Source organism: Microbacterium sp. NPDC090003 (assembly GCF_044748385.1).
Classification (GTDB): domain Bacteria; phylum Actinomycetota; class Actinomycetes; order Actinomycetales; family Microbacteriaceae; genus Microbacterium.
Window position 1 is genome coordinate 61,160 of the sequence record NZ_JBIVFW010000003.1, and the last position, 23,885, is coordinate 85,044.

General features: G+C 70.4%; 22 protein-coding genes. 10 read left to right on the forward strand and 12 right to left on the reverse strand.

Going from position 1 to position 23,885, the window contains the following annotated elements; genetic code table 11:
* The first annotated feature begins 55 nt into the window (after positions 1-55).
* The 4 genes from ACIPVN_RS15880 (at position 56) to ACIPVN_RS15895 (ending at position 2,595) form a co-directional block, all read left to right on the forward strand.
* A complete protein-coding gene (locus tag ACIPVN_RS15880) occupies positions 56-1,021 on the forward strand; it encodes a LacI family DNA-binding transcriptional regulator (protein WP_400444878.1) in 966 nt (321 codons plus the stop codon).
* Between the two features lie 98 nt (positions 1,022-1,119).
* Positions 1,120-1,668 (forward strand): hypothetical protein, encoded by a 549-nt coding sequence (locus ACIPVN_RS15885; RefSeq protein WP_400444880.1) that lies wholly within the window; start codon positions 1,120-1,122, stop codon positions 1,666-1,668.
* A gap of 4 nt (positions 1,669-1,672) precedes the next feature.
* On the forward strand, positions 1,673-2,266 hold the full coding sequence (locus ACIPVN_RS15890; protein ID WP_400444883.1) for a TetR/AcrR family transcriptional regulator: 594 nt from the start codon (positions 1,673-1,675) through the stop codon (positions 2,264-2,266).
* Between the two features lie 116 nt (positions 2,267-2,382).
* The gene (locus ACIPVN_RS15895) at positions 2,383-2,595 is read left to right on the forward strand and encodes a DUF6458 family protein (protein ID WP_247624641.1); all 213 of its coding nucleotides are present in this window, start codon (positions 2,383-2,385) and stop codon (positions 2,593-2,595) included.
* Between the two features lie 31 nt (positions 2,596-2,626).
* On the opposite strand, the gene ACIPVN_RS15900 is transcribed toward ACIPVN_RS15895, so the two are convergent.
* A complete protein-coding gene (locus ACIPVN_RS15900; RefSeq protein WP_400444886.1) occupies positions 2,627-2,827 on the reverse strand; it encodes a hypothetical protein in 201 nt (66 codons plus the stop codon).
* Between the two features lie 208 nt (positions 2,828-3,035).
* Here ACIPVN_RS15900 and ACIPVN_RS15905 point away from each other — a divergent pair, with 208 nt between their 5' ends.
* The gene (locus tag ACIPVN_RS15905; protein ID WP_400444888.1) at positions 3,036-3,419 is read left to right on the forward strand and encodes a chorismate mutase; all 384 of its coding nucleotides are present in this window, start codon (positions 3,036-3,038) and stop codon (positions 3,417-3,419) included.
* On the opposite strand, the gene ACIPVN_RS15910 is transcribed toward ACIPVN_RS15905, so the two are convergent.
* Positions 3,392-4,204, reverse strand: a complete 813-nt coding sequence (locus ACIPVN_RS15910; protein WP_400444891.1) for an endo alpha-1,4 polygalactosaminidase — start codon at positions 4,202-4,204, stop codon at positions 3,392-3,394. The two genes, ACIPVN_RS15905 and ACIPVN_RS15910, sit on opposite strands and share 28 nt — an antisense overlap.
* An 87-nt stretch (positions 4,205-4,291) precedes the next feature.
* Here ACIPVN_RS15910 and ACIPVN_RS15915 point away from each other — a divergent pair, with 87 nt between their 5' ends.
* A complete protein-coding gene (locus tag ACIPVN_RS15915; protein ID WP_400444894.1) occupies positions 4,292-4,861 on the forward strand; it encodes an NADPH-dependent FMN reductase in 570 nt (189 codons plus the stop codon).
* A 173-nt stretch (positions 4,862-5,034) separates the two neighbouring features.
* Complete coding sequence (locus ACIPVN_RS15920; RefSeq protein ID WP_400444897.1) at positions 5,035-7,191, forward strand: glycoside hydrolase family 10 protein; 2,157 nt, start codon at positions 5,035-5,037, stop codon at positions 7,189-7,191.
* 178 nt (positions 7,192-7,369) lie between these two features.
* Here the strand turns inward: ACIPVN_RS15920 and ACIPVN_RS15925 are convergent, their stop codons facing one another.
* Genes ACIPVN_RS15925 through ACIPVN_RS15935 form a run of 3 tightly spaced genes read right to left on the reverse strand, consistent with a single transcriptional unit; the run spans position 7,370 to position 10,214 of the window.
* The gene (locus ACIPVN_RS15925; RefSeq protein WP_400444900.1) at positions 7,370-8,779 is read right to left on the reverse strand and encodes an MFS transporter; all 1,410 of its coding nucleotides are present in this window, start codon (positions 8,777-8,779) and stop codon (positions 7,370-7,372) included.
* A 49-nt stretch (positions 8,780-8,828) separates the two neighbouring features.
* On the reverse strand, positions 8,829-9,938 hold the full coding sequence (locus ACIPVN_RS15930; protein ID WP_400444903.1) for a YbdK family carboxylate-amine ligase: 1,110 nt from the start codon (positions 9,936-9,938) through the stop codon (positions 8,829-8,831).
* Positions 9,939-9,947: 9 nt separating this feature from the next.
* On the reverse strand, positions 9,948-10,214 hold the full coding sequence (locus ACIPVN_RS15935) for a Rho termination factor N-terminal domain-containing protein (RefSeq protein ID WP_400444906.1): 267 nt from the start codon (positions 10,212-10,214) through the stop codon (positions 9,948-9,950).
* Positions 10,215-10,351: 137 nt separating this feature from the next.
* Here ACIPVN_RS15935 and ACIPVN_RS15940 point away from each other — a divergent pair, with 137 nt between their 5' ends.
* Complete coding sequence (locus ACIPVN_RS15940) at positions 10,352-10,516, forward strand: hypothetical protein (protein ID WP_247624650.1); 165 nt, start codon at positions 10,352-10,354, stop codon at positions 10,514-10,516.
* Positions 10,517-10,616: 100 nt separating this feature from the next.
* Here the strand turns inward: ACIPVN_RS15940 and ACIPVN_RS15945 are convergent, their stop codons facing one another.
* The 3 genes from ACIPVN_RS15945 to ACIPVN_RS15955 all read right to left on the reverse strand — a co-directional run bounded on the left by ACIPVN_RS15945 (position 10,617) and on the right by ACIPVN_RS15955 (position 13,901).
* Positions 10,617-10,823, reverse strand: coding sequence for a CsbD family protein (locus ACIPVN_RS15945; RefSeq protein ID WP_400444909.1), 207 nt, complete (start codon positions 10,821-10,823; stop codon positions 10,617-10,619).
* Between the two features lie 111 nt (positions 10,824-10,934).
* Positions 10,935-12,677: a DUF222 domain-containing protein gene (locus ACIPVN_RS15950; protein WP_400444912.1), complete on the reverse strand. Its 1,743-nt coding sequence runs from the start codon at positions 12,675-12,677 to the stop codon at positions 10,935-10,937.
* 339 nt (positions 12,678-13,016) lie between these two features.
* Complete coding sequence (locus ACIPVN_RS15955) at positions 13,017-13,901, reverse strand: LysR family transcriptional regulator (protein WP_400444915.1); 885 nt, start codon at positions 13,899-13,901, stop codon at positions 13,017-13,019.
* Between the two features lie 144 nt (positions 13,902-14,045).
* Here ACIPVN_RS15955 and ACIPVN_RS15960 point away from each other — a divergent pair, with 144 nt between their 5' ends.
* Together ACIPVN_RS15960 and ACIPVN_RS15965 are read left to right on the forward strand one after the other, a co-directional pair.
* Entirely contained in the window at positions 14,046-17,486 is a 3,441-nt protein-coding gene (locus ACIPVN_RS15960) for a bifunctional proline dehydrogenase/L-glutamate gamma-semialdehyde dehydrogenase (RefSeq protein WP_400444918.1), read from the forward strand.
* Between the two features lie 318 nt (positions 17,487-17,804).
* A complete protein-coding gene (locus tag ACIPVN_RS15965) occupies positions 17,805-18,290 on the forward strand; it encodes an FBP domain-containing protein (protein WP_400444923.1) in 486 nt (161 codons plus the stop codon).
* An 84-nt stretch (positions 18,291-18,374) separates the two neighbouring features.
* Here the strand turns inward: ACIPVN_RS15965 and ACIPVN_RS15970 are convergent, their stop codons facing one another.
* The 4 genes from ACIPVN_RS15970 to ACIPVN_RS15985 form a co-directional block, all read right to left on the reverse strand.
* Positions 18,375-20,639, reverse strand: a complete 2,265-nt coding sequence (locus ACIPVN_RS15970) for a beta-glucosidase (RefSeq protein ID WP_400444971.1) — start codon at positions 20,637-20,639, stop codon at positions 18,375-18,377.
* 142 nt (positions 20,640-20,781) lie between these two features.
* Positions 20,782-21,663, reverse strand: coding sequence for a carbohydrate ABC transporter permease (locus tag ACIPVN_RS15975; RefSeq protein WP_247624656.1), 882 nt, complete (start codon positions 21,661-21,663; stop codon positions 20,782-20,784).
* A complete protein-coding gene (locus tag ACIPVN_RS15980; protein WP_400444928.1) occupies positions 21,660-22,601 on the reverse strand; it encodes a carbohydrate ABC transporter permease in 942 nt (313 codons plus the stop codon). The genes ACIPVN_RS15975 and ACIPVN_RS15980 overlap by 4 nt, the downstream gene beginning before the upstream one ends.
* Complete coding sequence (locus tag ACIPVN_RS15985; protein WP_400444931.1) at positions 22,582-23,877, reverse strand: extracellular solute-binding protein; 1,296 nt, start codon at positions 23,875-23,877, stop codon at positions 22,582-22,584. Before ACIPVN_RS15985 ends, ACIPVN_RS15980 begins: the two co-directional genes overlap by 20 nt.
* Between the last annotated feature and the right edge of the window lie 8 nt (positions 23,878-23,885).

The following is a 23,885-nucleotide window of genomic DNA, read 5'->3' on the forward strand; positions in this document are numbered from 1 at the left end:
GCCAGTTTCATGACGAGGATCGTGCCATAGGATTGCGGCAACCGGAGGGGTGGACGTGGCAGCGACATTGACGGACGTGGCGAAGCGCGCAGGCGTGTCGATCGCCACGGCGTCGCGCGCCTTCGGAGAACCCGACCGCCTCGCCCCCACCACCCGCGAACGCGTGCTCGAGGCGGCCGCCGACCTGGGCTACGCGAACCCCCAGGCGGGCACCGCCACCCGCACCTTCGGCGTGATCGTGCCCGACGTCGCCAACCCCGTCTACGGCAAGCTCCTCAAGGCCGTCCAGGGTCAGGCGTGGCACGGGCGGCATCGCACCGTGCTCTTCGACGCCGACGAGGACCTGCGCCGCGAGCGCGAGCAGATCGAGCAGGCCCGCAAGCTCGACGGCATCCTGCTCTGCTCTCCCCGCCTCCCCGATGCCGATGTCACAGCCCTCATCGGCGGCACCCCGTCGGTCGTCGTCAACCGGCAGATCGACGGCATCCCCAGCGTGCTCATGGATGCCGAGCACGGTCCCGCGCAGGCGATCGAGCACCTCGTCGCACTCGGGCACGAGCACATCGCCTACGCTTCCGGTCCCCGTGGGTCGTGGGCGGACGCCCGTCGATTCGACACCATCGAGCGCGCGTGCGGTCGCCACGGCATCCGTCTCACCCGGCTCAGCCACCACGAGGCGTCGATCCAGGGCGGTCGGGCCGCCGCCGCGCTCGCCGCGGCCAGCGGGGCGACCGCCGTCGTCGCCTACAACGACCTCGTCGCGATCGGCCTCGAAGCGGGCCTCCTCGACCTCGGACTCACCTGCCCCGACGACGTGAGCCTGGTGGGCATCGACGACATCGACCTCGCCGGAGCCGTGACCCCGGGCCTCACCACCGTGCAGATGCCGATCGAGCGCAGCGGCGCCCTCGGGGTCGACCTGCTGCTGCAGGCGATCGGGGGAGCGGTGCTGGGTGAGACCGCCACGCTCGGATCGCAGCTGATCGTGCGGGCGTCGACCGCCGCGCCTCGCCGGGCGTAATCGTCGGGCGCCCTGCGGCGACCGCGTTCTCATGTCGACGTTTTAGTACGACCGTGCTAACTTAACGACATGACGACACGCACCCCGGGGCCGCGCCGATGATCCTCGTCGCCATCATCGCCTGCGAGATCGCGTTCTGGGTCGCGATCGTCGCCGGTCTCGTCGCGCGGTACCCGCTCCGCCGGCCGCGGCTCGGCGTCGGATTCCTCGTCGCCGCACCCCTCATCGATCTCGTGCTCCTGACGCTCGTCACGGTGGACCTCCTCGGCGGGGCGACGGCATCCTGGCACCACGGTCTCGCCGCCCTGTACATCGGCATCTCCGTCGCCTATGGGCACCGGATGATCGCGTGGCTGGATGCTAAGTTCGCGACGCGATTCCGCGGGGCGCCGCGCCGTGCGCCGCTCACGGGATCGGCGTATACGGTGGCCTGCTGGAAGGACGTGGGGCGCACCGTGCTCGCCGTCGCGATCGCGGCCGGGATCCTCGGGGGACTCATCGCCATCGTGGCGGCTCCCGAGCGCACGGCCGAGCTGCTCGGGTTCTTCCGCATCCTCGGAATCGTGCTCGCGGTCGACGTGATCTGGGCGATCAGCTACACGATCTGGCCGAAGAAGGCACCGGCGGAGGCCGCCCCGGTACGGTGAGGACATGCCCAAGCTGATCGACCACGCGCAGCGCGACCGGGAGATCGGTGAGGCGGCCATGCGCGTGCTGGCCCGAGACGGACTCGCCTCCCTCTCGGTGCGCAAGGTCGCCGACGAGGCCGGACTCGCCACGGCGTCCCTGCGTCGGGCCTTCCCCACGCAAGCAGCGCTGCGCACGTTCTGCCTCGACGAGATCCGCACGGCGGTGGCGCGCCGCCTCCGGGCGTTGTCCGGCGAGGGGATGCCGCTCGTCCTCTCGATGCTCGCCGAAGTCCTGCCGCTCGACACGGTGCGGCGACGGGAGATGATCGCGCAGATGCAGTTGGGCGCCCTCGCGCTGACCGACGCGTCGCTCGACGCATCCGTCCGGGAACTCAGCGATGGTGTGCGCTCCGTGTGCGCCGCCGCGATCGCCGAACTCGTGCGCTCGGGGGCGGCGTCCGAGGCGGTCGATGCGGAGTTCGAAGCCGACCGACTGCACGCCCTCCTCGACGGACTCGCGCTCCACCTGCTGTGGCGCACCGATGCGGATGACGGGGCGCGGGCGCAGGGGGTCCTCGAGAGGCATCTGAGCGGGCTGGTCGCGGCCCGCGCCTGACCGACCTTCCGGTACTCCAGCGGTGGAGAGGCCGAAGTCAAGCCCTTTCCGGGGGCCGGGTATTCCGGGGATCATGAGGCGGGACGGCATCGTGGGATGCCGGAAGGAGCACTCTCATGAGCATCGGAACCGGAATCGTCCTCTTCGTGATCGGCGCGATCCTCGCGTTCGCGCTGAACGTGCAGCTGGACTGGGTGAACCTCGACCTCGTCGGCTACATCCTCATGGCCGCCGGAGCGATCACGGCCATCATCGGCATCATCGTCATGGTCTCCCGCCGCGGGCGTACCCGCGGCACGACGACGGTCGTCGAGGACGACCGCATCTGACCCTCGGCACCCTCGCTCGACGCGGAGCGGGTCAGCGCTCGAGGCCGTCGCTCTGATCGAGCGGGTCCTGCTCACCGTCGTGCGGGCTGTCATGGTCGGCGTTCTCGTCGGCCGTGAACACCTTGCCGTCCTCGGCGGGTTCGGCGGCGGCATCCGCGGCGGCGTCGTAGGGGCCGCTGTCGTCGGGGTAGGAGCTCGGGCCGGATTCAGGCGAGGTGTGCGGGTCGTTCATGAGGTCCTCCCGGATGGTCGATGGCGGATGCTTCAGCCTGCGGCATCCGTCGAGGTCGGGCACGCCCGTTGACAATCCGTGTCCGTCCCTTCCACACTCCGGCGCTGCGGGCCCGAGGTCGAGCGGGGATCGCCGCGGCGCGGGAAGGCGAGCATCCGGGTCTCCGCCGGTCGGCCGTGGCATGCTTGCCCGGCAGAGGGGAGTGGGAATGACCGACAGAGAAGTAGAACAGAGCGGGCTGGAGCGAGGGGCGGCCCTCACCGACATTCGTGAGGGGATCGATGCGATCGATCGGGAGATCGTCGCGCTCATCGCGCGCCGTCAGCAGTGGGTCGCACGCGCCGGTGCGTTGAAGCGGGATGAATCCGGGGTGCGCGCCCCGAGCCGTGTCGACGAGGTGATCGCGCGGGTGCGGAGGATGGCGGCTGAGGCGGGAGCCGCCCCGGACGTCGTCGAGGGAGCCTATCGGGCGATGATCGCGGGCTTCATCGACCTTGAGATGTCGATGCTCGCGACACGCACTGCCGACGGTGCACCTGCCGACGGTGCACCTGCCGGCGCTCGTCAGTCCGCGCACGTCTCGAACGCGTAGCCGTCGTCGCGGGGCGTGACGAGCTCGCGGTCGCGCAGCACCATGGAGGCGGGCGACTCGTCGTCGGCGCACATCTCGGCGAAGCTGCGGGGCAGCTCGTCGGTGTACTCGATGTCGATCACGGCCTCGCCGTAGACGTCGGTGTACGCCGAGCACTCCTCGTAGGCCGCGCACTCCTCGGTGACGGCGAAGTCGAAGCCTGCCTCGTCGTGCAGCACCGCGGCATCCTCGGCGGCGTTCTTCTGTCCCGCAGCGAGCCCCGCGTCGTGCGCGGCGTCGACCAGCATCGTGGCGAGGGCGAGGTTGCCGTCGAGTGTCAGCGCACCGTCGGAGCGCGTGTAGGAATCGAGGTTGTCGAACTCGACCGCGTCGAATCCAGCATCCGCACACCCGTCGATCCAGGGCGTGACGAGCGCGGCGATCCGTTCGCGTCGCTCGACGGTCGACGTGTCGACGAGCGCCTCGTCGGGCCAGTCGGGGTCGAAGACCGGAACCCCGTCGCGCTGCAGCAGCAGATCCTCGTCCCAGAGGTCGAACTCGCCCGGTTGCGTCTGGAACCCGTTGACGTAGCAGACCGAGTACACGCCCTCGGCGGGTTCGGCGCCGCGGTCGCGGCCGACGATCGCGACCTCGGGTGCGGGGTCGTACGCGCCGCCGAGCTGGTAGTCGGGTTGCGCTCCGGCGGGCGGTGCGGCCCACGGCTCCGCGCCCGGGGCATCCGTCGCCGCGCATCCCGTGAACAGCAGCAGGGCGACCGCGACGGCGGAGACGAGGCGGATGCGCATGTCGGCAAATCTACCGGCGCGTCAGGAATGCGGATGCCCCGGAGATCGTTCTATGTTTATGCAAGTGCATGTATCGGAAGGATTCTCATGACCACCACGTACGACGTCGGCTTCCTCGTCGGCAGCATCTCCTCGACCTCGATCAACCGCCGCCTGTCGAAGGCGCTCGTGAAGCTCGCGCCGCAGGCCGGCCTGAAGCTCACCGAGATCCCGCTCGCGGACCTGCCCTTCTACTCGGCCGACAACGACAACGCGATCCCTGCCGAGGCCGCTGCGTTCAAGAAGGCGATCGAAGCATCCGACGGCATCATCGTCATCACCCCCGAATACAACCGCTCGGTGCCGGGCGTGCTGAAAAATGCGCTCGACACGGCGAGCCGTCCGTGGGGGCAGAACAGCTTCGCCGGCAAGCCCTCGGCCGTGATCGGCGCGTCGATCGGCGCGATCGGCACCGCCGTCGCCCAGCAGCACCTGCGCTCGATCCTCTCCTTCCTCGCCTCGCCCGAGCTCGCGCAGCCCGAGGCGTACGTGCATCTGCGTGAGGGCCTGATCACCGACGACGGCGAGGTCACCGACGAGTCGACGACCGAGTTCCTTCTCTCGTGGCTCACGGCCGTGCACACGCACATCGCGAAGACGCTCAGCCCCGTCAGCTGATCGTCCCGTCTCCGAAGGGCTCGCAGCCATCCGCTGCGAGCCCTTCCGCGTACCCGGGGGTGGCGGTCGAGCGGATGCTGTGGCACGCTGTTAGTTAGTTCCACTAACAATGACGAAAGTGGAAATGGTTATCACCGTGAACGACGCCGTGCACTCGATGGACCGTGCACCCGATGAACGAGGACTCGATGCTGAGAAGATCCGCCGCCGCTGCGACCGCCGCCCTGCTGATGCTCGCCCTTCCGGCCGCGGCCGTCGCCGCTGCCCCGGACGAGGAGCCTCTGCACACCTTCGTCAAGGACGCCGCGGGTGCCTACGGCTACGGCCCCGACCCCGTCGAGACCTACCCGGGATCGGGGGAGCAGGTCGCCATCCCGACGGAGCTCGAGCCCGAGAACCGGCGCTTCTCGAGCGCCTGGGTGGGCACGATCGGCAACCTCAACTTCGGCAAGCCCGCGGATGCCGCCGACTTCGACGCGAAGTACGCCACCGTGCTCGACGACTTCGCGTCGTGGAACATGAACGCCGTGATCTTCCAGGTGCGTCCGCTGCTCGACGCGTACTACCCGTCGGAGCTCAACCCGTGGTCGGAGTTCCTCGCGGGTCCCCAGGGCACCGACCCCGGCTACGACCCGTTGCAGAAGATGGTCGATGCGACCCATGCCCGCGGCATGGAGTTCCACGCGTGGCTCAACCCCTACCGGGTCACGAACACCAAGATGACCGCGCCCGCGATCCTCACGGCACTCGGCCTCACCGCCGACGAGGTGAAGGCGCTCACGATCCCGGAGTACATCACCGCGCTCAACGACGCCGGCATCCTCGCCGACGACAACTTCGCCGTGCAGCATCCCGACTGGGTGCTGTCGTTCGAGGAGAAGCTCTTCCTCGACCCGGGGCAGCCCGAGGTGCCCGCCTACGTCGCGGCATCCGTCGCCGAGATCGTCGAGAACTACGACGTCGACGCGATCCACTTCGACGACTACTTCTACCCCTACCGGATCACGGTCGACGGCGTGAACGTCTTCTTCGGCGCGCAGGGCGAGGATCGCGCGACCTTCGAGGAGTTCGGGCTCACCTCCGGCTACCCCGACACGCAGGACGGGATCGAGGCCTGGCGCCGCGACAACATCACGGGGCTCGTCACACAGGTCGGCGATGTCATCGATGCGCACAACGCGGATGCCGGGACGGCGGTGCAGCTGGGCATCAGCCCCTTCGGCATCTGGGAGCACAAGGCGCTCGACCCCGCCGGATCGAACACCCCGACGGGGTCGTCGCAGACCTACAGCAGCGCCGTGTTCGCCGACACCCGCGGCTGGGTGCAGGACGAGCTGATCGACTACCTCACCCCGCAGATCTACTGGAGCTTCGACCAGGCGGCCGCCCCCTACGGTGAGCTGGCGCAGTGGTGGAGCAACACCGCGCTCGACAGCCGCACCCAGATCTACGTCGGGCATGCGCTCTACAAGCACGTCAACAACGGCGGCTGGGAAGCAGCGTGGATGAACCCCGAAGAGGTGCCGAACCAGATCCGCTTCAACCAGAAGCTCGAGGGCATCGACGGCAGCGTGCTGTTCAGCTACAACGATATGAAGCCGAGCGACATCGCCGCGCTGCCCGCCGACCAGCAGCCCAAGAACCAGGCGAAGAACACCGCGATCGAGCTTCTGAAGGCCGAGGCCTTCGCGCACCCGACGATCGTGCCGGCGAAGCCGTGGCTGTCGGACGGCGCGGTCGCCTCACCCACCGACGCGGCGGTCGAGGACGGTGCGCTCGTCTGGACGGCCGGCGATGCGGCGGAAGCGCGTCAGTACGCGATCTATCGCGGTACGGGGACGGCCGAGGAGATCGTCGCCGCCCCGGGCACGCTGGTCGACACCGTGTGGGCCGGGGGTGCGGGGGAGTTCGCGTATCCGCTGCCCACGGCCGGGGGTGATGCGGCTGAGGGTGAGGCGGGCGCTGGTGATGCGGCTGCCTCGGCTCGCGCGGCGGGCGAGAGCTGGATCGTGACCGCACTGGACGCGGCGGCGGTCGAGAGCGCGCCGGTCGCGGTCGCGGATGCCGTGGACCCCGTGGATCCGGTGGATCCGGTGGATCCGGTGGATCCGGTCGACCCCGCGGACCCGGGCACCCCCGGAAACGGCTCGGGCTCGGGCTCCGGCTCCGGAACGGGGTCGGGCGGGGCATCCGATGCAGGTTCCCAGGACGATCTTGCGACGACCGGCGGGGATGTGCCGGCCGCCGCGCTCTTCCTGGCCGGCGGGCTGCTCGCCGCCGGTGCCGCGACGGCGGGCGCAGCTGCACTGCGCCGCCGCCGCCGCGCCTGAGCGCCGCCCCGCTTGCGGGATCGACGGGTCGCCCCCGGGTTCTCCGGGCCGACCTGTCGATCCCGCCGTGCGGATGAGGCGACGGCGTCGCTTCGGAGATCGGCGGAATCTCGCACGCAATCGGTCGCGCTCGTGCGAGATGGCTGCAGATCTGCGAGATCCTGCGCCCGCGGCAGACTCAGGTCGGGGGAGTCATCGGGGGAGTGGCGGATGCCGGGGTCACGGCGTCCTCGACCTCGGCGGGATTGCGGCGGATGCCGATCCACGACACGATCGCGCCGAGCACGAGCAGTGCGGCAGTGACCCAGGCGGCGCTGTGGAATCCGTCGAGGTCGAGCATGCCGCCGACGATGGTCGACAGCATCGCGACGACGAGGAGGCCGGCGACGCGCGAGACGGCATTGTTGACGGCCGAGGCGATGCCGGAGTGCTCCTGATCGATCGCGCCGAGGATCGCGGCGGTCAGCGGGGCGACGGTGAGAGCGAGGCCGAGGCCCGTCACGATCATGGCCGGCAGTACCTGCCACCAGTAGTCGAAGTCCTCGGCGACGAGCAGCAGCATGAGGGCGCCGACGGCCATGATCGCGGGGCCGACCGTCATGAAGATGCGCGGACCGAATCGCCCGGCCCATGCCCCGGCGCGCGAGCTGATGAGGATCATCAGGATCGTCATGGGCAGGCTCGCGAGACCTGCGGCGGTGGCGCTGAGACCCGCGCCCTGCTGCAGGTAGACGCCCACGACGAATCCGTTGAGCGAGAGCGCGGCGTAGACGAAGAAGGTGGCGAGGTTGCCCCAGCCGAAGTCGCGCACGCGGAAGAGCCACAGCGGCATGAGCGGTGTGGCCGAGCCGCGCTGCCGCAGCAGGAACCACGCGAACAGCGCGGCCCCCGCGACGCCCGGGATCCAGATGGCGGGGGAGGCCCAGCCGTAGTTGGGCTGCTCGATGAGCGCGAACACCACGGCGCCGAGGCCGATCGCGCACAGTGCCCCGCTCCACCAGTCGACGCGGCGGCCGCTCGGCTTCTCGGCCAGTTTCAGCCGCGACAGCAGGATCAGGTTCAGGGTGATCGGAAGCACGTTGATGAGGAACACGAATCGCCACGACAGGTAGTCGACGAAGAGTCCGCCCATGAGCGGGCCGACCAGCTGCGCGGCCGTCGTGAACGCCGTCCAGACCCCGATCGCGCGGGCCTGCACATCGGAGCGCATGGTTGCGGTGATCAGGGCGAGCGAACTCGGCACCAGCAGCGCGCCCGCCGCACCCTGCGCCGCGCGGGCGATGATGAGCACCAGCGGGTCGGGAGCCGCGGCCACCGCGATCGAGGCGATCCCGAAGGCGATGAGGCCGACGCGCATCACCAGCACGCGCCCGTAGGCGTCGGAGACAGACCCCGCCAGCAGGATCAGCGCGCTCAGCGTGATGAGGTACGCATCCACCACCCACTGCTGGGTCGTGATGCCGCCGCCCAGCTCACGGCTGATCGCGGGCAGCGCGACGTTCACGACGGTGCCGTCGAGGAACGTCACGAAAGACGCGAGGACAGCGATCGAGATGACCAGGCGCTGGACGCCGGAGAAGGATGCCACAGGCGAAGGCTACTCCCCGCCACGGACGTCGAGGGCGGATGCCGGGAACTCACTCCCGTGCGGAGGCCGCGGTGGCGGACCCCGCAACGGACCCTCCGGAATCGCTCCCCGCGAGGTGCAGTCGTCGCAGGCCGCGCAGGCCGTCGTGCGCGTGGGCGCGCAGCTGGCGCTCGGCGCCCGTCCCCTCCCTCCGGAGGCGCTCGACGTGCGCGGTGACGAACTCCGCATCGCCGAGCTGCTCGAGCGCGTGCCGCACGACGTCGAGCAGCCGGTGTGCCGCAGTCCAGGCATCCGTCGCCTCGCAGGTCGCAGGATCGGTGACCGTCGCCGCCATTCCGTGCCGCGCGGCGACCCAGAGGCCGGCGTCGATCTGCTCGACCGGGGCCGCCGACACCGGGCCGTCGTCGCTCACCACGATCGCGCGGGCGAGGGCTGCCGCGAAGAGTGCGTCGTCGATCTCGAGCTGCGCATCGCACACGCGCAGCTCGACCGTGGGGAAGCGGTCCGAGAGGCGCGCCGCCCACGACAGCGACGACCGTTCGGGGATCGCGGAGAGCGCGATCAGCCGGTCCACCTGGTCCTCGTAGTCGGCGAGGTCGCGGAACCGGGGCGGTGCCCACGTCGCGGGCAGGCGACGGATCAGGATGCTGCGCCAGCTCGCGAAACCCGTCGCCGCGCCCCCGGCGAAGGGGCTGTTCCCGGTGAGGGCGAGCAACACCGGCAACCAGCCGCGCACCCGGTTGAGCGCTCGCACGCGGTCCTCGGCGTCCGCGACCTCCACGTGCACGTGCAGTCCGTTCACCTCGTGGCCGTGCGCGATCGCACCGAGCTGCGTCGAGACGCGGTCGTAGTGCGGCGACGCGGAGATCGTGGCGCGTCCCGTGGTGTTGAACGGCGTACCGGATGCGGCGATCACGGCGTCCAGCGGGGCGGCGTGCGCCGCGAGTGCAGCGCGGAGGTGGTGCAGCTGAGCTGCGGCATCCGCCATCGACGAGAGGGGATCGGTGACGCACTCGAACTGCGAGGTGAGGAACTCGGGCAGGATCCGCCCGCCGCCCTCGGATGTGAGCCGTTCCCGGGTGCCGTCGGTCATGGCCAGCGGCACGAGCGTGCTCCGGTCGACCAGCAGGAACTCCTCCTCGATGCCGAAGCGCGTCACCGCGGCCGCCTAGTGGTTCCGCAGCATCGAAATGATCTCGGCCTTGCGTTTGCCGCTGTAGCCGGTGATCCCGAGCTCCTTCGCGCGGGCGCGCAGTTCGGAGACCGTCCAGTCCTCGTAGTCGCCGCTCTCTCCGCCGCGCCTGCCGACGGTCTTGCGGCCGTCACGGGCGGCCGCATTCGAGATGCGGGCGGCTTTCTCCTTCGAGGCGCCGTCGTCGCGAAGCTCCTCGTAGAGCTCGGGATCCTTGAGCGAACGGTTGCGTCGTCCGGGCATGATGTCGTCCTCTCCTGTGTTTTCCCTTGGCATTCCAGAGGTGTCCGCGTCAACCCCCTCTGCTCCAGCGGGCATCGGCCCCTACCGTGAGGGCTACAGCAATTCGGGGCGCCCGCCTCGAACAGAAGGGAAGAACGATGAACATCCTCCTCATCATCGTCATCGTCATCGCCGTGATTCTCGCGATCACCGGAGGACTCGTGCAGTCTCTGCAGTTCCTCCTGTGGGTGGGCCTCGTGCTCCTCGCGATCGCCGTGATCGCATGGCTCATTCGATCGATCACCGGCAGCCGCCGCAGCTAGACCAGAAAGAAGAGGCCCGCCCGAGTGGCGGGCCTCTTCTGTGTCCGGACGTCGTGCCGGAGAGCCGGAACCCCGCTCCCAGGAGCGGGGTTCTTCGGTCTCAGCGGTCGAACGCGTCCTTGACGCTCTCGCCCGCCTTGTGGGCGGCGTCCTTCGCGTTCTCGCCCGCCTGCTTGGCGGAGGCCTTCGTCTGGTCTGCGCGACCTTCGGCTTCGAGGCGCTCGTTGTCGGTGAGCTTGCCCGCGCCCTCCTTGGCCTTTCCGGCCAGCTTCTCGGCGTTGTTCTTGATGTCGTCTCCCGCGCTCATGGCGTCTTCCTCTCCTTGTGGGGATCGTTGGAATGGCCACCCTCGCACCGCTCGCGCGAGGCGACCACGGGATTGACAACCAGTCGGGCGCGTGACAGGTGACGCACTCGTTCATGCCCGGATCGGCGGTCTGGTTCGCTGTCTCGCCGCGCTGATGGTGGCTGTGGCTGTGGCTGTGGCTGTGGCTGTGGCTGCGGCTGTGGCTGTGGCTGCGGCTGTGGCTGTGGTTCTGGTGGTGGCGGTGGCGGTGGCGGTGGCTCTGGTGGTGGCGGCGGGAGTGCGGTGGCGTGTGGTGGCTGCGGTGCTGGTGCGTGCGTTGGTGCGTGTGGTGGGTCGGGCGGCGGGTTGGGGTGTGCGCCATTTCTGGTGGGGGTCCCACCAGGCGGGTCCGCGGACGTGGGGGACGCCGTGGTGCATGCGGATGGTCCAGCCGTTGGTGTCGAGGGTGCGGTGGTGGTGCCAGCAGAGGGTGACGCCGTTGTCGGTGGTGGTGGGTCCGCCGCGGGCGTGTTCGGTGACGTGGTGGATCTCGCACCAGGCTGCGGGGACGTGGCAGCCGGGGATGAGGCATTCTTTGTCGCGGAGGGCGATCGCGCGGCGTTGGTGGGCGGTGAAGATCCGGTCGGTGGTGTCGATGCCGATGATGCGCCCGCCCGGGTCGCAGGTGACGCGTTGGATACTGCCCCCGCAGGCGGTGTGCCGGGCGGTCGCGAGGGAAACCGGGGCGTCGTCGATGCCGTCGACGTGCGCCCACCCCCGCCCGGACGCATAATCCTCCGCAGCCACCGACACCACGAGGGTGGGGGCGGCACCACCGAGGGTGGGCATGTCACCGTGTCTCGCGGCGATCCCGAGCACCGCGGCGAGAGCGTCGTGCTGCTTCTGCGCGCGGGACCGGTCATCGACCATCCGCCCCGCATCACCCGACGGGAGGACATCGTCGGCGAGGAGGCTATGCGTCTGGCTGTTCAGCGCATGGTCATCCGCACCGAGCGCAGCGTCGTCGGCGGAAGGGACGAAACGCACTCCGCCCTCGAACCCGTCGTCCGGGAGTGGCACCGCAGGGATCGCTGGTCCATCGACTTTCGGATTCAGGTACGCGTCCCAGATGCGTTGCAACTGCCCCGCCGTTTCGGGCAGCAAAGACCCGCGGATCGGGATCACCCCGTCCTTGACCCGCCCGAGCACGATCCCCCGGGCGCGCATCGCCCGCTCCTCGGCGGGTTCCGCGCCGTCCGGGTCGAGATAAGTCACGATCACCCGCGACAACACCTTCAGATCCTCGGGTGTCGCGGGTGGTCCCGCTTCGACATGGCCATCCGCGTCAGATCCATCGTCGACGGCGACGAGCCCTCGCGCGTACTCCGCCAACTCGGCGTCCGCGAGGAGCCGGTCGGCCGCACCGATGCGCGGCCCGGCCTGCTCCACGGGCCCGGTTGCGGCGAGCAGTCCCGCGACCCCGACCGCACCGTCCAGCAACGTCTCGCGCAGGGCCGGCCAGCGGGCGGGCAGCATCGCCCCCGAGGAGAAGTCCAACTCCCGACGGACGAGCTTCCCGGCTTTCACGACCCGTGCCGCGCCGGCCGCGTCCGTGCGCAGCACCCGCTGGACGAGCTCGTTCATGCTCCGGCATCCGAACCGCCCGCAGAACGCCAGCTCCCCCGACCCCGCCGGACGCTGATCCACCGACCCGACCGTCTCCACCACCGCCGCATCGACCCGCCGGGCGACCTCCCCGGCGGCACGCAACACCTGCATCTTCTCGACATCCGACAACCCCGCCACGACATCCGCGCGCAACACCACGGCCAGGTCACGGGCGACCCGATCCAGAAGCTCGGCAGTGCTGTTCATGCACCCCAGTCCACCAGGGACCACCGACATTCAGACGCGAAAACCCCAGACCAACGAACATATCCACGCGATCGGTGGAGAACTCCCAACCACACCACACCGGTGCAGAACGAGTGCACACGCGGCGGGACCCTTCGACACGCTCAGGGACCCAGTCGCGGGACGGGGTGGGGCCCTTCGACAGGCTCAGGGACCCAGTTGCCGGACGGGGTAGGGCCCTTCGACAAGCTCAGGGACCCAGCCTCCTGCGCGAGCACGGGCCTTTCGACAGGCTCAGGGACCAGTCACGCGGCGAGCCCACCCGCACCGCCCACCCGCACGCCCACGCACCACCCCCGGTCAGCGCGGGTCGTGCGCGGCCAGCGCATCGGCCAGTGCTTCACGCACCGCCATGATCGCCGCATCATCGCGCGACGACGCGCGGGTGGCGGCGAAGATCTCGCGCACGGGCGAGCCGGGCAGTTCCCGCAGGCGCACGGTCGACCGACCCCCGGTCCATACGAGGTCGGGCAGCATCGCGACGGCGTGACCGGCGGCGACGAGCCGGGCGTGCGAGACCAGATCCGTGGCCTCGAAGCGCACGTCGGGCTCGAATCCCGCGGCCCGGCACTGCTGCACGGCCCATCGCCGCACTGCGGCCCCCTGGGGTTCGAGCACCCACGCCCGATCGCGCAGGTCCTCCAGTCCGCGCGCGGCATCCCCGCGGGGCACGGCGAGGCGGATGGGGTCGCGTCCCAGGAGGGTGCGGTCGATTCCGTCGGCGATCTCGCGCGTGTGGCCGGGGTACTGCTCGGCGACGACCAGATCGAATGCGCGCGCCTGCAGCTCGAAGAGCGCGATCTCGGGTGGCAGTTCCACCATCTCGAGGCGGAGTCCCGGCATCCGCTCGGCCAGCAGCGTGAGCGCCGGGGGCACGAGGGCCTCCGCGGCCGTGGGCATGACGGCGATGCGTACCTGCGCCGGCGCCGCCTCCGACAGCTCGGCGCGGGCGGCTTCGTCGAGTTCGAGCGCGCGTGCGGCGTGCGCGGCGAGCAGGCGTCCGCGCGCGGTGAGGCGCACCCGCCGGCCGTCGGGTTCGAGCAGGGCGACCCCGGCCTCGCGCTCGAGCTGCGCGAGTTGCTGCGAGACCGTCGAGGGGCTGAACGACAGGGCGGCGGCGACGTCGGCGATCGTGCCGCGCAGGTGCAGCTCGTGCAGCAGGCGCAGGCGGCGCAGCTCGAACACGGGGACCTCTCTAAAGCATCGAAGACATCGAACAGTACCCATCGTAAACGTTCGCTTTTCATAACGGATGCCGCGCCCCACACTGAGAATCGCACCCACCCGCGCGCGCGCTCGACAAACGAGCTCAGACGAAGAGGACTCCCGATGACGCAGACTTCCCCCGCCCCGACCGGCCACGCCGAGCTCGCCGCCCTCGCCGACGACGCGGTCGCGCTCGTCCAGCGCTGGCTCGTCGAGAGCCGCGAGGTGCCCGCCGACACCGCTGCCAAGCGCCTCGCCGGTGTGCTGAGCGACCCGAACGGTCTCGACTTCACGGTCGGCTTCGTCGACGGCGTCGTGCGCCCCGAAGACCTCAAGGTCGCCGCCGCCAACCTCCGCGACCTCGTGCCGCTCACCCCGGCGTTCCTGCCCGGTGCGCTGCGCGGACTCATCAAGCTCGGCGGTGCGCTCGCCCCCGCCTTCCCCGGCATCGTCGTGCCGATCAGCCGCCGGGTGCTCCGCGGCATGGTGCGCCACCTCATCGTCGACGCCACCGACGCGAAGCTCGGCAAGGCCATCACGCGTATCAAGTCGACCGACGGCGTGCACCTCAACGTCAACCTGCTCGGCGAGGCGATCCTCGGTGAGGAGGAGGCCGCGCGCCGCCTCGACGGCACCCGTCGTCTGCTCGAGCGCAGCGACGTCGACTACGTCTCGATCAAGGTGTCGTCCACCGTCGCCCCGCACAGCCCCTGGGCCTTCGACGACGCCGTCGCGCACGCCGTCGACGCGCTCGCCCCGCTGTACCGCATCGCCGTGAAGCGCGGCAAGTTCATCAACCTCGACATGGAGGAGTTCAAGGACCTCGACCTCACGATCGCGGTGTTCACGACGATCCTCGAGCGCGAGGAGTTCCGCTCGCTCGAGGCCGGCATCGTGCTGCAGGCCTACCTGCCCGACGCCCTCGGCGCGATGATCCGCCTGCAGGAGTGGTCGGCCGCTCGCGTCGCCGACGGTGGGGCGCCGATCAAGGTGCGCGTCGTCAAGGGCGCGAACCTGCCCATGGAGCGCGTCGATGCCGAGTCGCACGACTGGCCGCTCGCGACCTGGCACAGCAAGGAGGCATCGGATGCCTCGTACAAGGCCGTCCTCGACTACGCCCTGCACCCCGACCGCATCGGCAACGTGCGCATCGGCATCGCCGGTCACAACCTCTTCGACATCGCCCTCGCCTGGCTGCTCGCGAACCGTCGCGGCGCCACCGACGGGATCGAGTTCGAGATGCTGCTCGGCATGGCATCCGCGCAGGCCACCGTCGTGCGCCGCACCGTCGGCTCGCTGCTGCTCTACACGCCGGTCGTGCACCCGGCCGAGTTCGACGTCGCGATCGCGTACCTGATCCGCCGCCTCGAAGAGGGCGCCTCGACCGACAACTTCATGTCGGCCGTGTTCGACCTCGACGAGCAGCCCGCGCTCTTCGCCCGCGAGCGCGACCGCTTCCTCGCCTCGATCGCGTCGATGCCGACCGAGGTCCCCGCATCGAACCGCGTGCAGGACCGCACGCAGCCCGCGCCCGCCGCCCGTCGCGACGGCTTCGAGAACACCCCCGACACCGACCCGAGCCTCGCCGCCAACCGCGCGTGGGGCGACGGTATCCGCTCGCGCATGGAGTCGTCGACGCTCGGAGACGAGACCGTTCGCACCCGCACGCTGTCGGATGCCGCGGCCCTCGACACCGTGATCGCCGAGGCCGTCGCCGCAGGTGAGGCCTGGCGTGCGCTCGGTGCCGCCGGTCGCGCGGAGATCCTCCACCGTGCGGGCGACGTGCTCGAGGCCCGTCGCGCCGACCTGCTCGAGGTCATGGGCTCCGAGGCCGGCAAGGTGCTCGAACAGGGCGACCCTGAGGTCTCCGAAGCCATCGACTTCGCGCACTACTACGCCGAGAGCGCCAAGCGCGCCGAGCAGATCCCGGGTGCCGAGCACCGTCCCGTCGGGCTGACCGTGGTCACCCCGCCGTGGAACTTCCCCGTCGCGATCCCCGCCGGCTCGACGCTCGCCGCCCTCGCGGCCGGATCCCCGGTCGTGATCAAGCCCGCCGCCCAGGCCGCCCGATCCGGTGCGGTCATGGTGGAGGCGCTGTGGGAGGCCGGAGTGCCCCGCGAGGTGCTGCAGTACGTGCAGCTCGAAGAGCGCGAGCTCGGCACGCAGCTGATCAGCCACCCGGCCGTCGAGCGCGTCATCCTCACCGGCGGATACGAGACGGCCGAGCTGTTCCGCAGCTTCCGTCCCGACCTGCCCCTGCTCGCCGAGACCAGCGGCAAGAACGCGATCATCGTCACCCCCAGCGCCGACCTCGACCTCGCCGCGAAGGACGTCGCCTACTCGGCGTTCGGTCACGCGGGCCAGAAGTGCTCGGCCGCCTCGCTCGTGATCCTCGTGGGCACGGTCGCCGAGAGCGAGCGGTTCCGCCGCCAGCTCGTCGACGCCGTCGGCTCGTACAAGGTCGGCGCACCCAGCGACGGATCCAGCCGCATCGGACCGCTCATCGCACCCGCCGAGGGCAAGCTGCTCCACGCCCTCACCACGCTCGAGCCCGGCGAGAGCTGGGTCATGAAGCCGCAGAAGCTCGACGACGAGGGGCAGTACTGGCGCCCCGGCATCCGTTCGGGTGTCGCGGCCGGCAGCCCGTTCCACCTCACGGAGTACTTCGGACCCGTACTCGGCATCATGACGGCGAAGACGCTCGAGGAGGCCACGGCCCTCGTCAACGCGATCGACTACGGCCTCACCTCGGGGCTGCACTCGCTCGACGAGGACGAGGTCGCCCAGTGGCTCGCGACGGTGCAGGCCGGAAACCTCTACGTCAACCGCGGCACCACCGGGGCGATCGTGCAGCGTCAGCCCTTCGGCGGCTGGAAGAAGGCCGCCGTCGGCGCCGGCACCAAGGCGGGCGGCCCGAGTTACCTGATCGGACTGTCGGACTGGGTCGACGCCCCGATCGCGGCGGATGCTCCCACCGATGCCCTGTCGAAGGCCGCGCTCGTCGCAGCCGGCGACCTCTCGGGTGAGGACGCGGCGTGGCTCGCCGGCGCGCTGTCGACCGACGTGGCCGCATGGGCCGCGGAGTTCGGCGTCGTGGTCGACGCGACCGGCCTCGAGACCGAGCAGAACGCCCTGCGCTACGACGCCGTGCCCGTCACGGTGCGCATCGAGGACGCGACGGCCGTGCACGCGATCCGCGTCCTCGCGGCGGGGCTCCGCACGGGAGCCGCGCTCACCGTCAGCGCGGCGGCCGACCTTCCGGCATCCGTCTCGTCGTGGTTGCGCGCCGCCGGCGTCGCGATCGCGGTCGAGAACGGCACCGCCTGGACCGCCCGTGCCGCTCGCCTCGCGCAGACCGGCGGACGCATCCGTCTCGTCGGCGGCAGTACGACCGACACCGCGGCCCGCACCGGCGGCTCCCCGGCCGTCGCGGTCTACGGACAGCCGGTCGTCACCGCCGGTCGCATCGAGATGCTTCCGTACCTGCGCGAGCAGGCCGTGTCGGTCTCGGCGCATCGCTTCGGCACCCCGCGCCGCTACGAGATCCCGACGCTCACGGCCTGACCCGTCTGGGACGCTTCGACAGGCTCAGCGACCCAGGTGGGTCCTTGAGCCTGTCGAAGGGTCCGTCCGGTTCGAGGGCCCGCCCCGTCTCGACGGAGCGGGCCCTTCGCCGTGCCGGGCGGGTGTAGGCTCGCCGGGTGATGTTCTCGAGGAGCGCCCGGGTGGCGCAGGCAGGAGCCGCAGGCGCGCACAGCGCCGCGGGCAGAGGCTGACGTTCAGCCGGAGGCGGATGCCGTCTCCGGTGCGTCACCGTCCCCTCATCCTCCACACCTCGACTCGTCCTCCTGTGGCGAGCATCAGACGAAAGCATCCACTCCCATGCGTCCCATCGACGAGCGCGCCATCCGCGCTTCCTTCCGCAACGCCTCTCGCAAAGAGGTCTCCGACCTGAACCTGCCCACGGGCTTCGCCGACATCGACTTCGACCGCCTCGACTACCTCGGCTGGGTCGATCCCAAGGCGCCGCGTCGCGCCTATGTGATCGCCGAGTCGGGCGACGGGTTCACCGGTGCCCTGCTGCAGCAGGCCGAGCAGCGCGTGATCGCCCGCGCCCAGTGCTCGTGGTGCGAAGACGTCACCCTCCGCAACGACGTGCAGCTGTTCACCGCCCGCAAGGCCGGCCCGGCCGGGCGCAAGGGAGACACGATCGGCACCCTCGTGTGCGCGAACTTCGGATGCTCCGAGAACGTGCGTCGGCTGCCCCCGCTCGCCTACGAGGGCTTCGACCGCGAACTCGCGCGCGACCTGCGCATCGTGAAGCTGGGTGAGCACGTGCGTGCCTTCCTCGCGGGCCTCGACGGCTGACCGGTCTCGTGCGGCGACGCGTCGGAAGGCTCAGCGACCCTTCATCCGAGCCGGGTCGCTGAGCCTGTCGAACGGCGTCCCCGCTCAGGGGGCCGGGACGATCTCGACGGTCGTCACGGTCTCCTGGTGGTCGCACGCCTCGCCGACCCAGAGGCGGATCCGCCCGGGCTCGACGCGGCGCGCGCCGTCGCGTCCGGTGAAGGCGAGACGCTCGGTCGGCACGTCGAACGTGACGCGCCCGCTCTCGCCGGCGGCCAGCCCGATCCGCTCGAATCCGATCAGCTGGGCCACGGGGCGCACGACGCTCGCGACCTCGTCGTGCGCGTAGAGCTGCACGACATCGACGCCGTCACGCCCTCCGGCGTTGCGCACTTCGACCGCGACGCGGAACGAGGCGCCGGCGACGACCGTCGCATCGGCCTCGATCGCCGTGTGCGCGAACGACGTGTAGCCGAGTCCGAAGCCGAAGGGCCGAACGGGCGTGGGGTCGACGCTCGTGATGTCGGTGCGTCCGCCGAGGACGGGGTGCAGGTACGAGTACGGCTGAGCCCCGGCGGACCGCGGCAGCGAGACGGGCAGACGCCCCGACGGGGAGGCGCGCCCGGTGAGGAGGCGTGCCAGCGCCGGGGCGCCCTCCTCGCCCGGGAAGAACGCCTGCAGCACCGCGGCCGGTATGCGCGCGGCCGGGGCCTCCGCCGCCGCGCGGGCGGCCGCGGGCGAGTTGACGGCACCGAGACCGGCGGAAGCTCCGCCCGGCGTCGCGCGCGGCGGCAACGCCCAGTCGAGGGCGTAGGGGCGCCCCGTCATCACGACGAGCACCACCGGAGTGCCGGTCCCGACGACCGCCTCGACGAGTTCCCGCTGCACGCCCGGCAGATCGAGGGTGTCGACATCGTTGCCCTCGCCGACCGTTCCGCGGCCGAACAGCCCCGCCCGGTCGCCCACGACGACCACGGCGAGCTCCGCCTCGCGCGCGGCGGCGACGGCATCCGCGATCCCGCTGCGGTCGTCACCCTCGACGGCGCATCCGATCGCGTGCGTGACGGTCGCGTCCGGGAGCTCGGTTCGCAGGGCTTCGAGCACGGTCGGCAGGGCGATGCCGGCCGGCGTCGACGGGTGGTGCGCGAGCACGTGGTTGACGAAGGAGTAGCAGCCCATCAACGCCTCGGTGCTGTCGGCATTGGGGCCGATCACGGCGATGCGCGTGGCGGCGTCCGCGGCCAGGGGCAGGATGCCGTCGTTGCTCAGCAGCACGATCGACTCCTCCGCGAGCTCGCGGGCGAGGGCGCGGTGCGCGGGGGAGTCGAGATCGACGGCCGTCGGCGGAGCGGTCGTGAAGTCGGCGTCGAGCAGCCCGAGCTCCTCCTTCTGCGCGAGTACACGGCCGACCGCGCGATCGAGCAGCTCTTCGGCGAGCGTGCCCGCGCGCACCTGCGCCGCGAGCGTGGTGTAGGCGTCGGGCGAGGGCAGTTCGACGTCGATGCCGGCGGTGAGGGCCAGCGCAGCAGCCTCGGACGAGTCGGCGGCGACGCGGTGCATCGAGCGCAGGAAGTCGACGGCGAAGTAATCCGACACCACCACGCCGTCGAAACCCCACCGCTCGCGCAGGATGTCATCGAGGTAGTGCGCGTCGGCCGCCACGGGGATGCCGTCGATGTCGGTGTACGAGTTCATGACGCTGCGCACCCCGCCCTCGCGCACGGCCATCTCGAACGGCGGCAGGAGCACGTCCTCGATCTCGCGCGCACCGGCGTGAACCGGAGCGTGGTTGCGCCCGGCGCGCGACGCCGAGTACCCGACGAAGTGCTTGAGCGTCGCGTGCACCCCCTGCGACTGCATGCCGCGCACATAGGCGGTGCCGATCACCCCGACGACCAGGGGGTCCTCGGCGATGCACTCGTCGACGCGTCCCCATCGCGGATCGCGCACGACGTCGAGCACGGGAGCCAGCCCCTGGTGGATGCCGAGCGTGCGCATCGACGAGCCGATCGCCGCGCCCACTCGCTCCACGAGCACCGGGTCGAACGACGCGCCCCAGGCGAGCGGCGTCGGATACGTCGCCGCCTGCCATGCCGCGAGGCCGGTCAGGCACTCCTCGTGCACGAGCGCGGGGATGCCGAGGCGGGTCTCGCGCTGTAGGCGGGCCTGCTCCGACCACAGCCAGGCGGCGCGCTCGCCGGGGTCGACGGGACGGGTGCCGTAGACGCGTGTGAGATGGCCGATGCCGTCGGCGGTGGCCTCTTCGTATCGCGTCGAGGTCTTCTTCTCGCCGGCCATCGGGGCGACGACCTCGTCTCCCTGGTCGACCCAGAACCCCACCAGCTGCGCCTGCTTCTCGTCGAGGGTCATCTCGGCGAGGAGCGCGGCGACGCGCGGTGAGAGGGGCGGGCGCGAGGCCCGCGTCGACGCGCTCGGCAGGGAGCGCGCAGTGGTGTCGTGTGACACGGTGATCTCTTTCTGTACGGAGTGCGATGGGGCGCCGACGGCGCGTTCAGCCCTTGACGGCACCGGTGAGCCCGCCCACGATGCGCCGCTCGAACAGGCTGAAGAAGATGAGCGCGGGGATCATCGACAGCGAGGTGAACGCGAGCACCTTGGCGGTGTCGACCGAGTACTGCGACGAGAACGACTGCACGCCGAGTGGGAGGGTGAACGCCGAGGCGTCGTTCAGGATGAACAGCGGCAGCAGGTAGCCGTTCCAGCTGCCGATGAAGGCCAGGATGCCCGTGGTGATGACCCCCGGCAGTGACAGCGGCAGCACCATGCGCCAGAAGAAGCCGATGCGGCTGCAGCCGTCGATGAAGGCCGCCTCCTGGATCTCGTCGGGGATCGCCCGCAGGAACGGCACGAGGATGATGATCGTGGTCGGCAGCGCGAAGGCGATCTGTGGCAGGATCACGCCCCCGAGGGAGTTCATCAGGCCGAGGTTGCGCACCACGATGTACAGCGGGGTGATCGCGACCGTCAACGGGAACATGAGCCCCGCCGCGAAGAAGGCGTAGAGCACGCCGCGGCCGGCGAACCGGTACCGGGCGAGCACGTAGGCGGCCATGAGTCCCAGCGCGACGACCCCGGCGGTGGTGGCGACAGCGACGATCGTCGAGTTCAGCACCTGGCGCCAGAAGATGCCGCCGGTGATGACGTCGAGGTAGTTCGAGAACACCCACGGCTGCGGGAGACCGGAGGGATCGGTCGTGATCTGAGCATTCGTGCGGAAGCCGCCGATGACGATGTACGCGATCGGGGCGAGCATGAGTCCGACGACGATCAGCGCCACGAAATACACGGTCGGATGCGCCCAGGGCAGGCGGGGACGGGCGGAGCGCCCGGTGCGCCCGGGACGCTGCGTGACGAGCAGCGAGGTGGCGGTCATCGGTTCTTCCTCTTCCTCGTGGCGGAGGTCGGCCCGGTGAGGGCGCCCTCGGTGTCGCGCTTGAGCACGGCGCGCTGATAGATCAGGGCGACGACGAGCGAGATCAGGAACAGCACGACGGCGACGGCGTTGCCGTAGCCGAAGTTGCCGGCGTTGCGGCCCTCGCCGACCATGTACGTGGCCATGGTCGAGGTGCCGGCGGTCGAGGCGATGTACTGCCCCCAGATGATGTAGACGAGATCGAACAACTGCAGCGAACCGATGATCGACAGGAAGGCCCAGATGCGCAGCGTCGGGGCGAGCAGCGGCAGCGTGATGCGCCATTGGATCTGCCAGTACGAGGCCCCGTCGATCGCGGCCGCCTCGTGCAGCTCCTCGGGAATGCCCTGGAGCCCGGCGAGGAAGAGGATCACGGCGAACCCGACGTACTTCCACGTGATGATGACCATCAGCGTCCAGATCGCGATGTCGGGATTCGACAGCCAGTCCGCCGCCAACCACCCGAGGCCCGCGTTCTCGAGCAGGGCGTTGAAGGCGCCGCTGGTCTGGAGCATCAGGCTCCACCCGGTGCCGACGACGACCTCGGAGATCACGTAGGGGATGAAGATGAGCACGCGGATCAGCGACTGCCCGCGCATGCGCCGGTTGAGCAGCAGTGCGAGCAGGATGGCGGCCGGGCCCTGCAGCACGAGCGACATCACCAGGATGAAGCCGTTGTGCGCCAGGGCGTCGTGGAACAGCGGGTCCTGCAGGATCGTCAGATAGTTCTTCAGACCCACGAAGTCGGTGGGAGCCCCGTATCCCTGCCAGCTGAAGAAGCCGTAGTAGGCGGCCATCAGCACGGGGAAGATGACGAAGGCGAGGAAGACGATCAGGGCGGGCCCGGCCAGAAGGATCACTTCCAGCCGGGCGGCCGCCTCACGCCTTCGCAGCGGCATCCTGGACAGCCTTGACGATGTCTTCCGGTGATCCCTGACCCGCGAGCATGTCGACGACGGCGACGTTGAGTGCGTTGCCGACGTTCTGGCCGTAGACGGTGTCGAGCCACTGCGACGCGTACGGCGCGGCGTTGTAGGCCTCGAGGATCGACTGCAGGTACGGCTCGGTGACGGCCTCCTGCGCCACCGTGTTCACGGGCGGGGCGTTGAACGCGGTGTAGTAGGCGGTCTGCACCTCGGCCGACCCCAGGTAGTTCAAGAAGTCGACGCAGGCGTCCGGAGCATCGACCGAGCACGAGTACCCGTCGACGCCGCCCATCATCGATCCGGGCTCGCCCTCGCCGCCCTCGATCTCGGGGAACGGGAACCAGGCGAGGTCGGCGAGCGGCTGCTGGTCGGGCGTCAGCGAGCCGATGACGCCGGGGTTCCAGGCGCCCATCAGCTCCATGCCGGCCTGGTGGTTCGCGATGAGCCCGGCCGAGCTGCCCGCGCCCTGCTGGGCCGTGGTCGTGAGGAATCCGGAGTTGAACGGCTCCGTCGCGGCGAAGGCCTCGAGATCCTCGCCCGCGCGCACCCAGCAGTCGTCGTCGAAGGTCATCTCGTCGGCGGCCTTCGCGAGCGTGTCGGCGCTGCACTCGCGCAGGGCCATCCAGTAGTACCAGTGCGCGGCGGGCCAGGCGTCCTTCGCGCCGAGCGCGATGGGTTCGATCCCTGCGGTGCGCAGCGCCGCCGTCGCGTCCTCGAGCTCGGACAGCGTCGTGGGGTTCTCGGTGATGCCGGCCTCGTCGAAGAGGTCCTGGCTGTAGAACAGCCCGCCGGGCAGAACGGCGACGGGCATCGCGTAGATCTTGTCGTCGAGGCTGCTCGCCGAGAACGCGGCGGCCGGGATCTCGTCGGTCACGGCATCCGACAGCGAACCGGTGAGGTCCTTGAGCTGACCGGCCTTGACCATCGCGGCCATCTTGCCGCCTCCGCGCTGCAGGAAGATGTCGGGCGCATCGCCCGAGTTGAGTGCGGTCTGGAGCTTGCCGTCGAGGTCTTCGTTCTGGATCGACTGCACGGTGATCGAGACGCCGGGGTTGGCCTCCTCGAAGTCGGCGACCGTCTTCTCCCAGAACTCCACGCCGGGCCCGGTCGTCGAGTTGTGCCACAGGGTCATCGACGAGCCGTCGCCGTCGCCGCCGTCGGGGGTGCCGCCGGTGCATCCGCTCAGGACGAGCGCGCCAACGGCGGTCAGTGCCGCCGCGGCGGCGAGGGAGTGCCTTCTGCTGTTCATGTGATCGT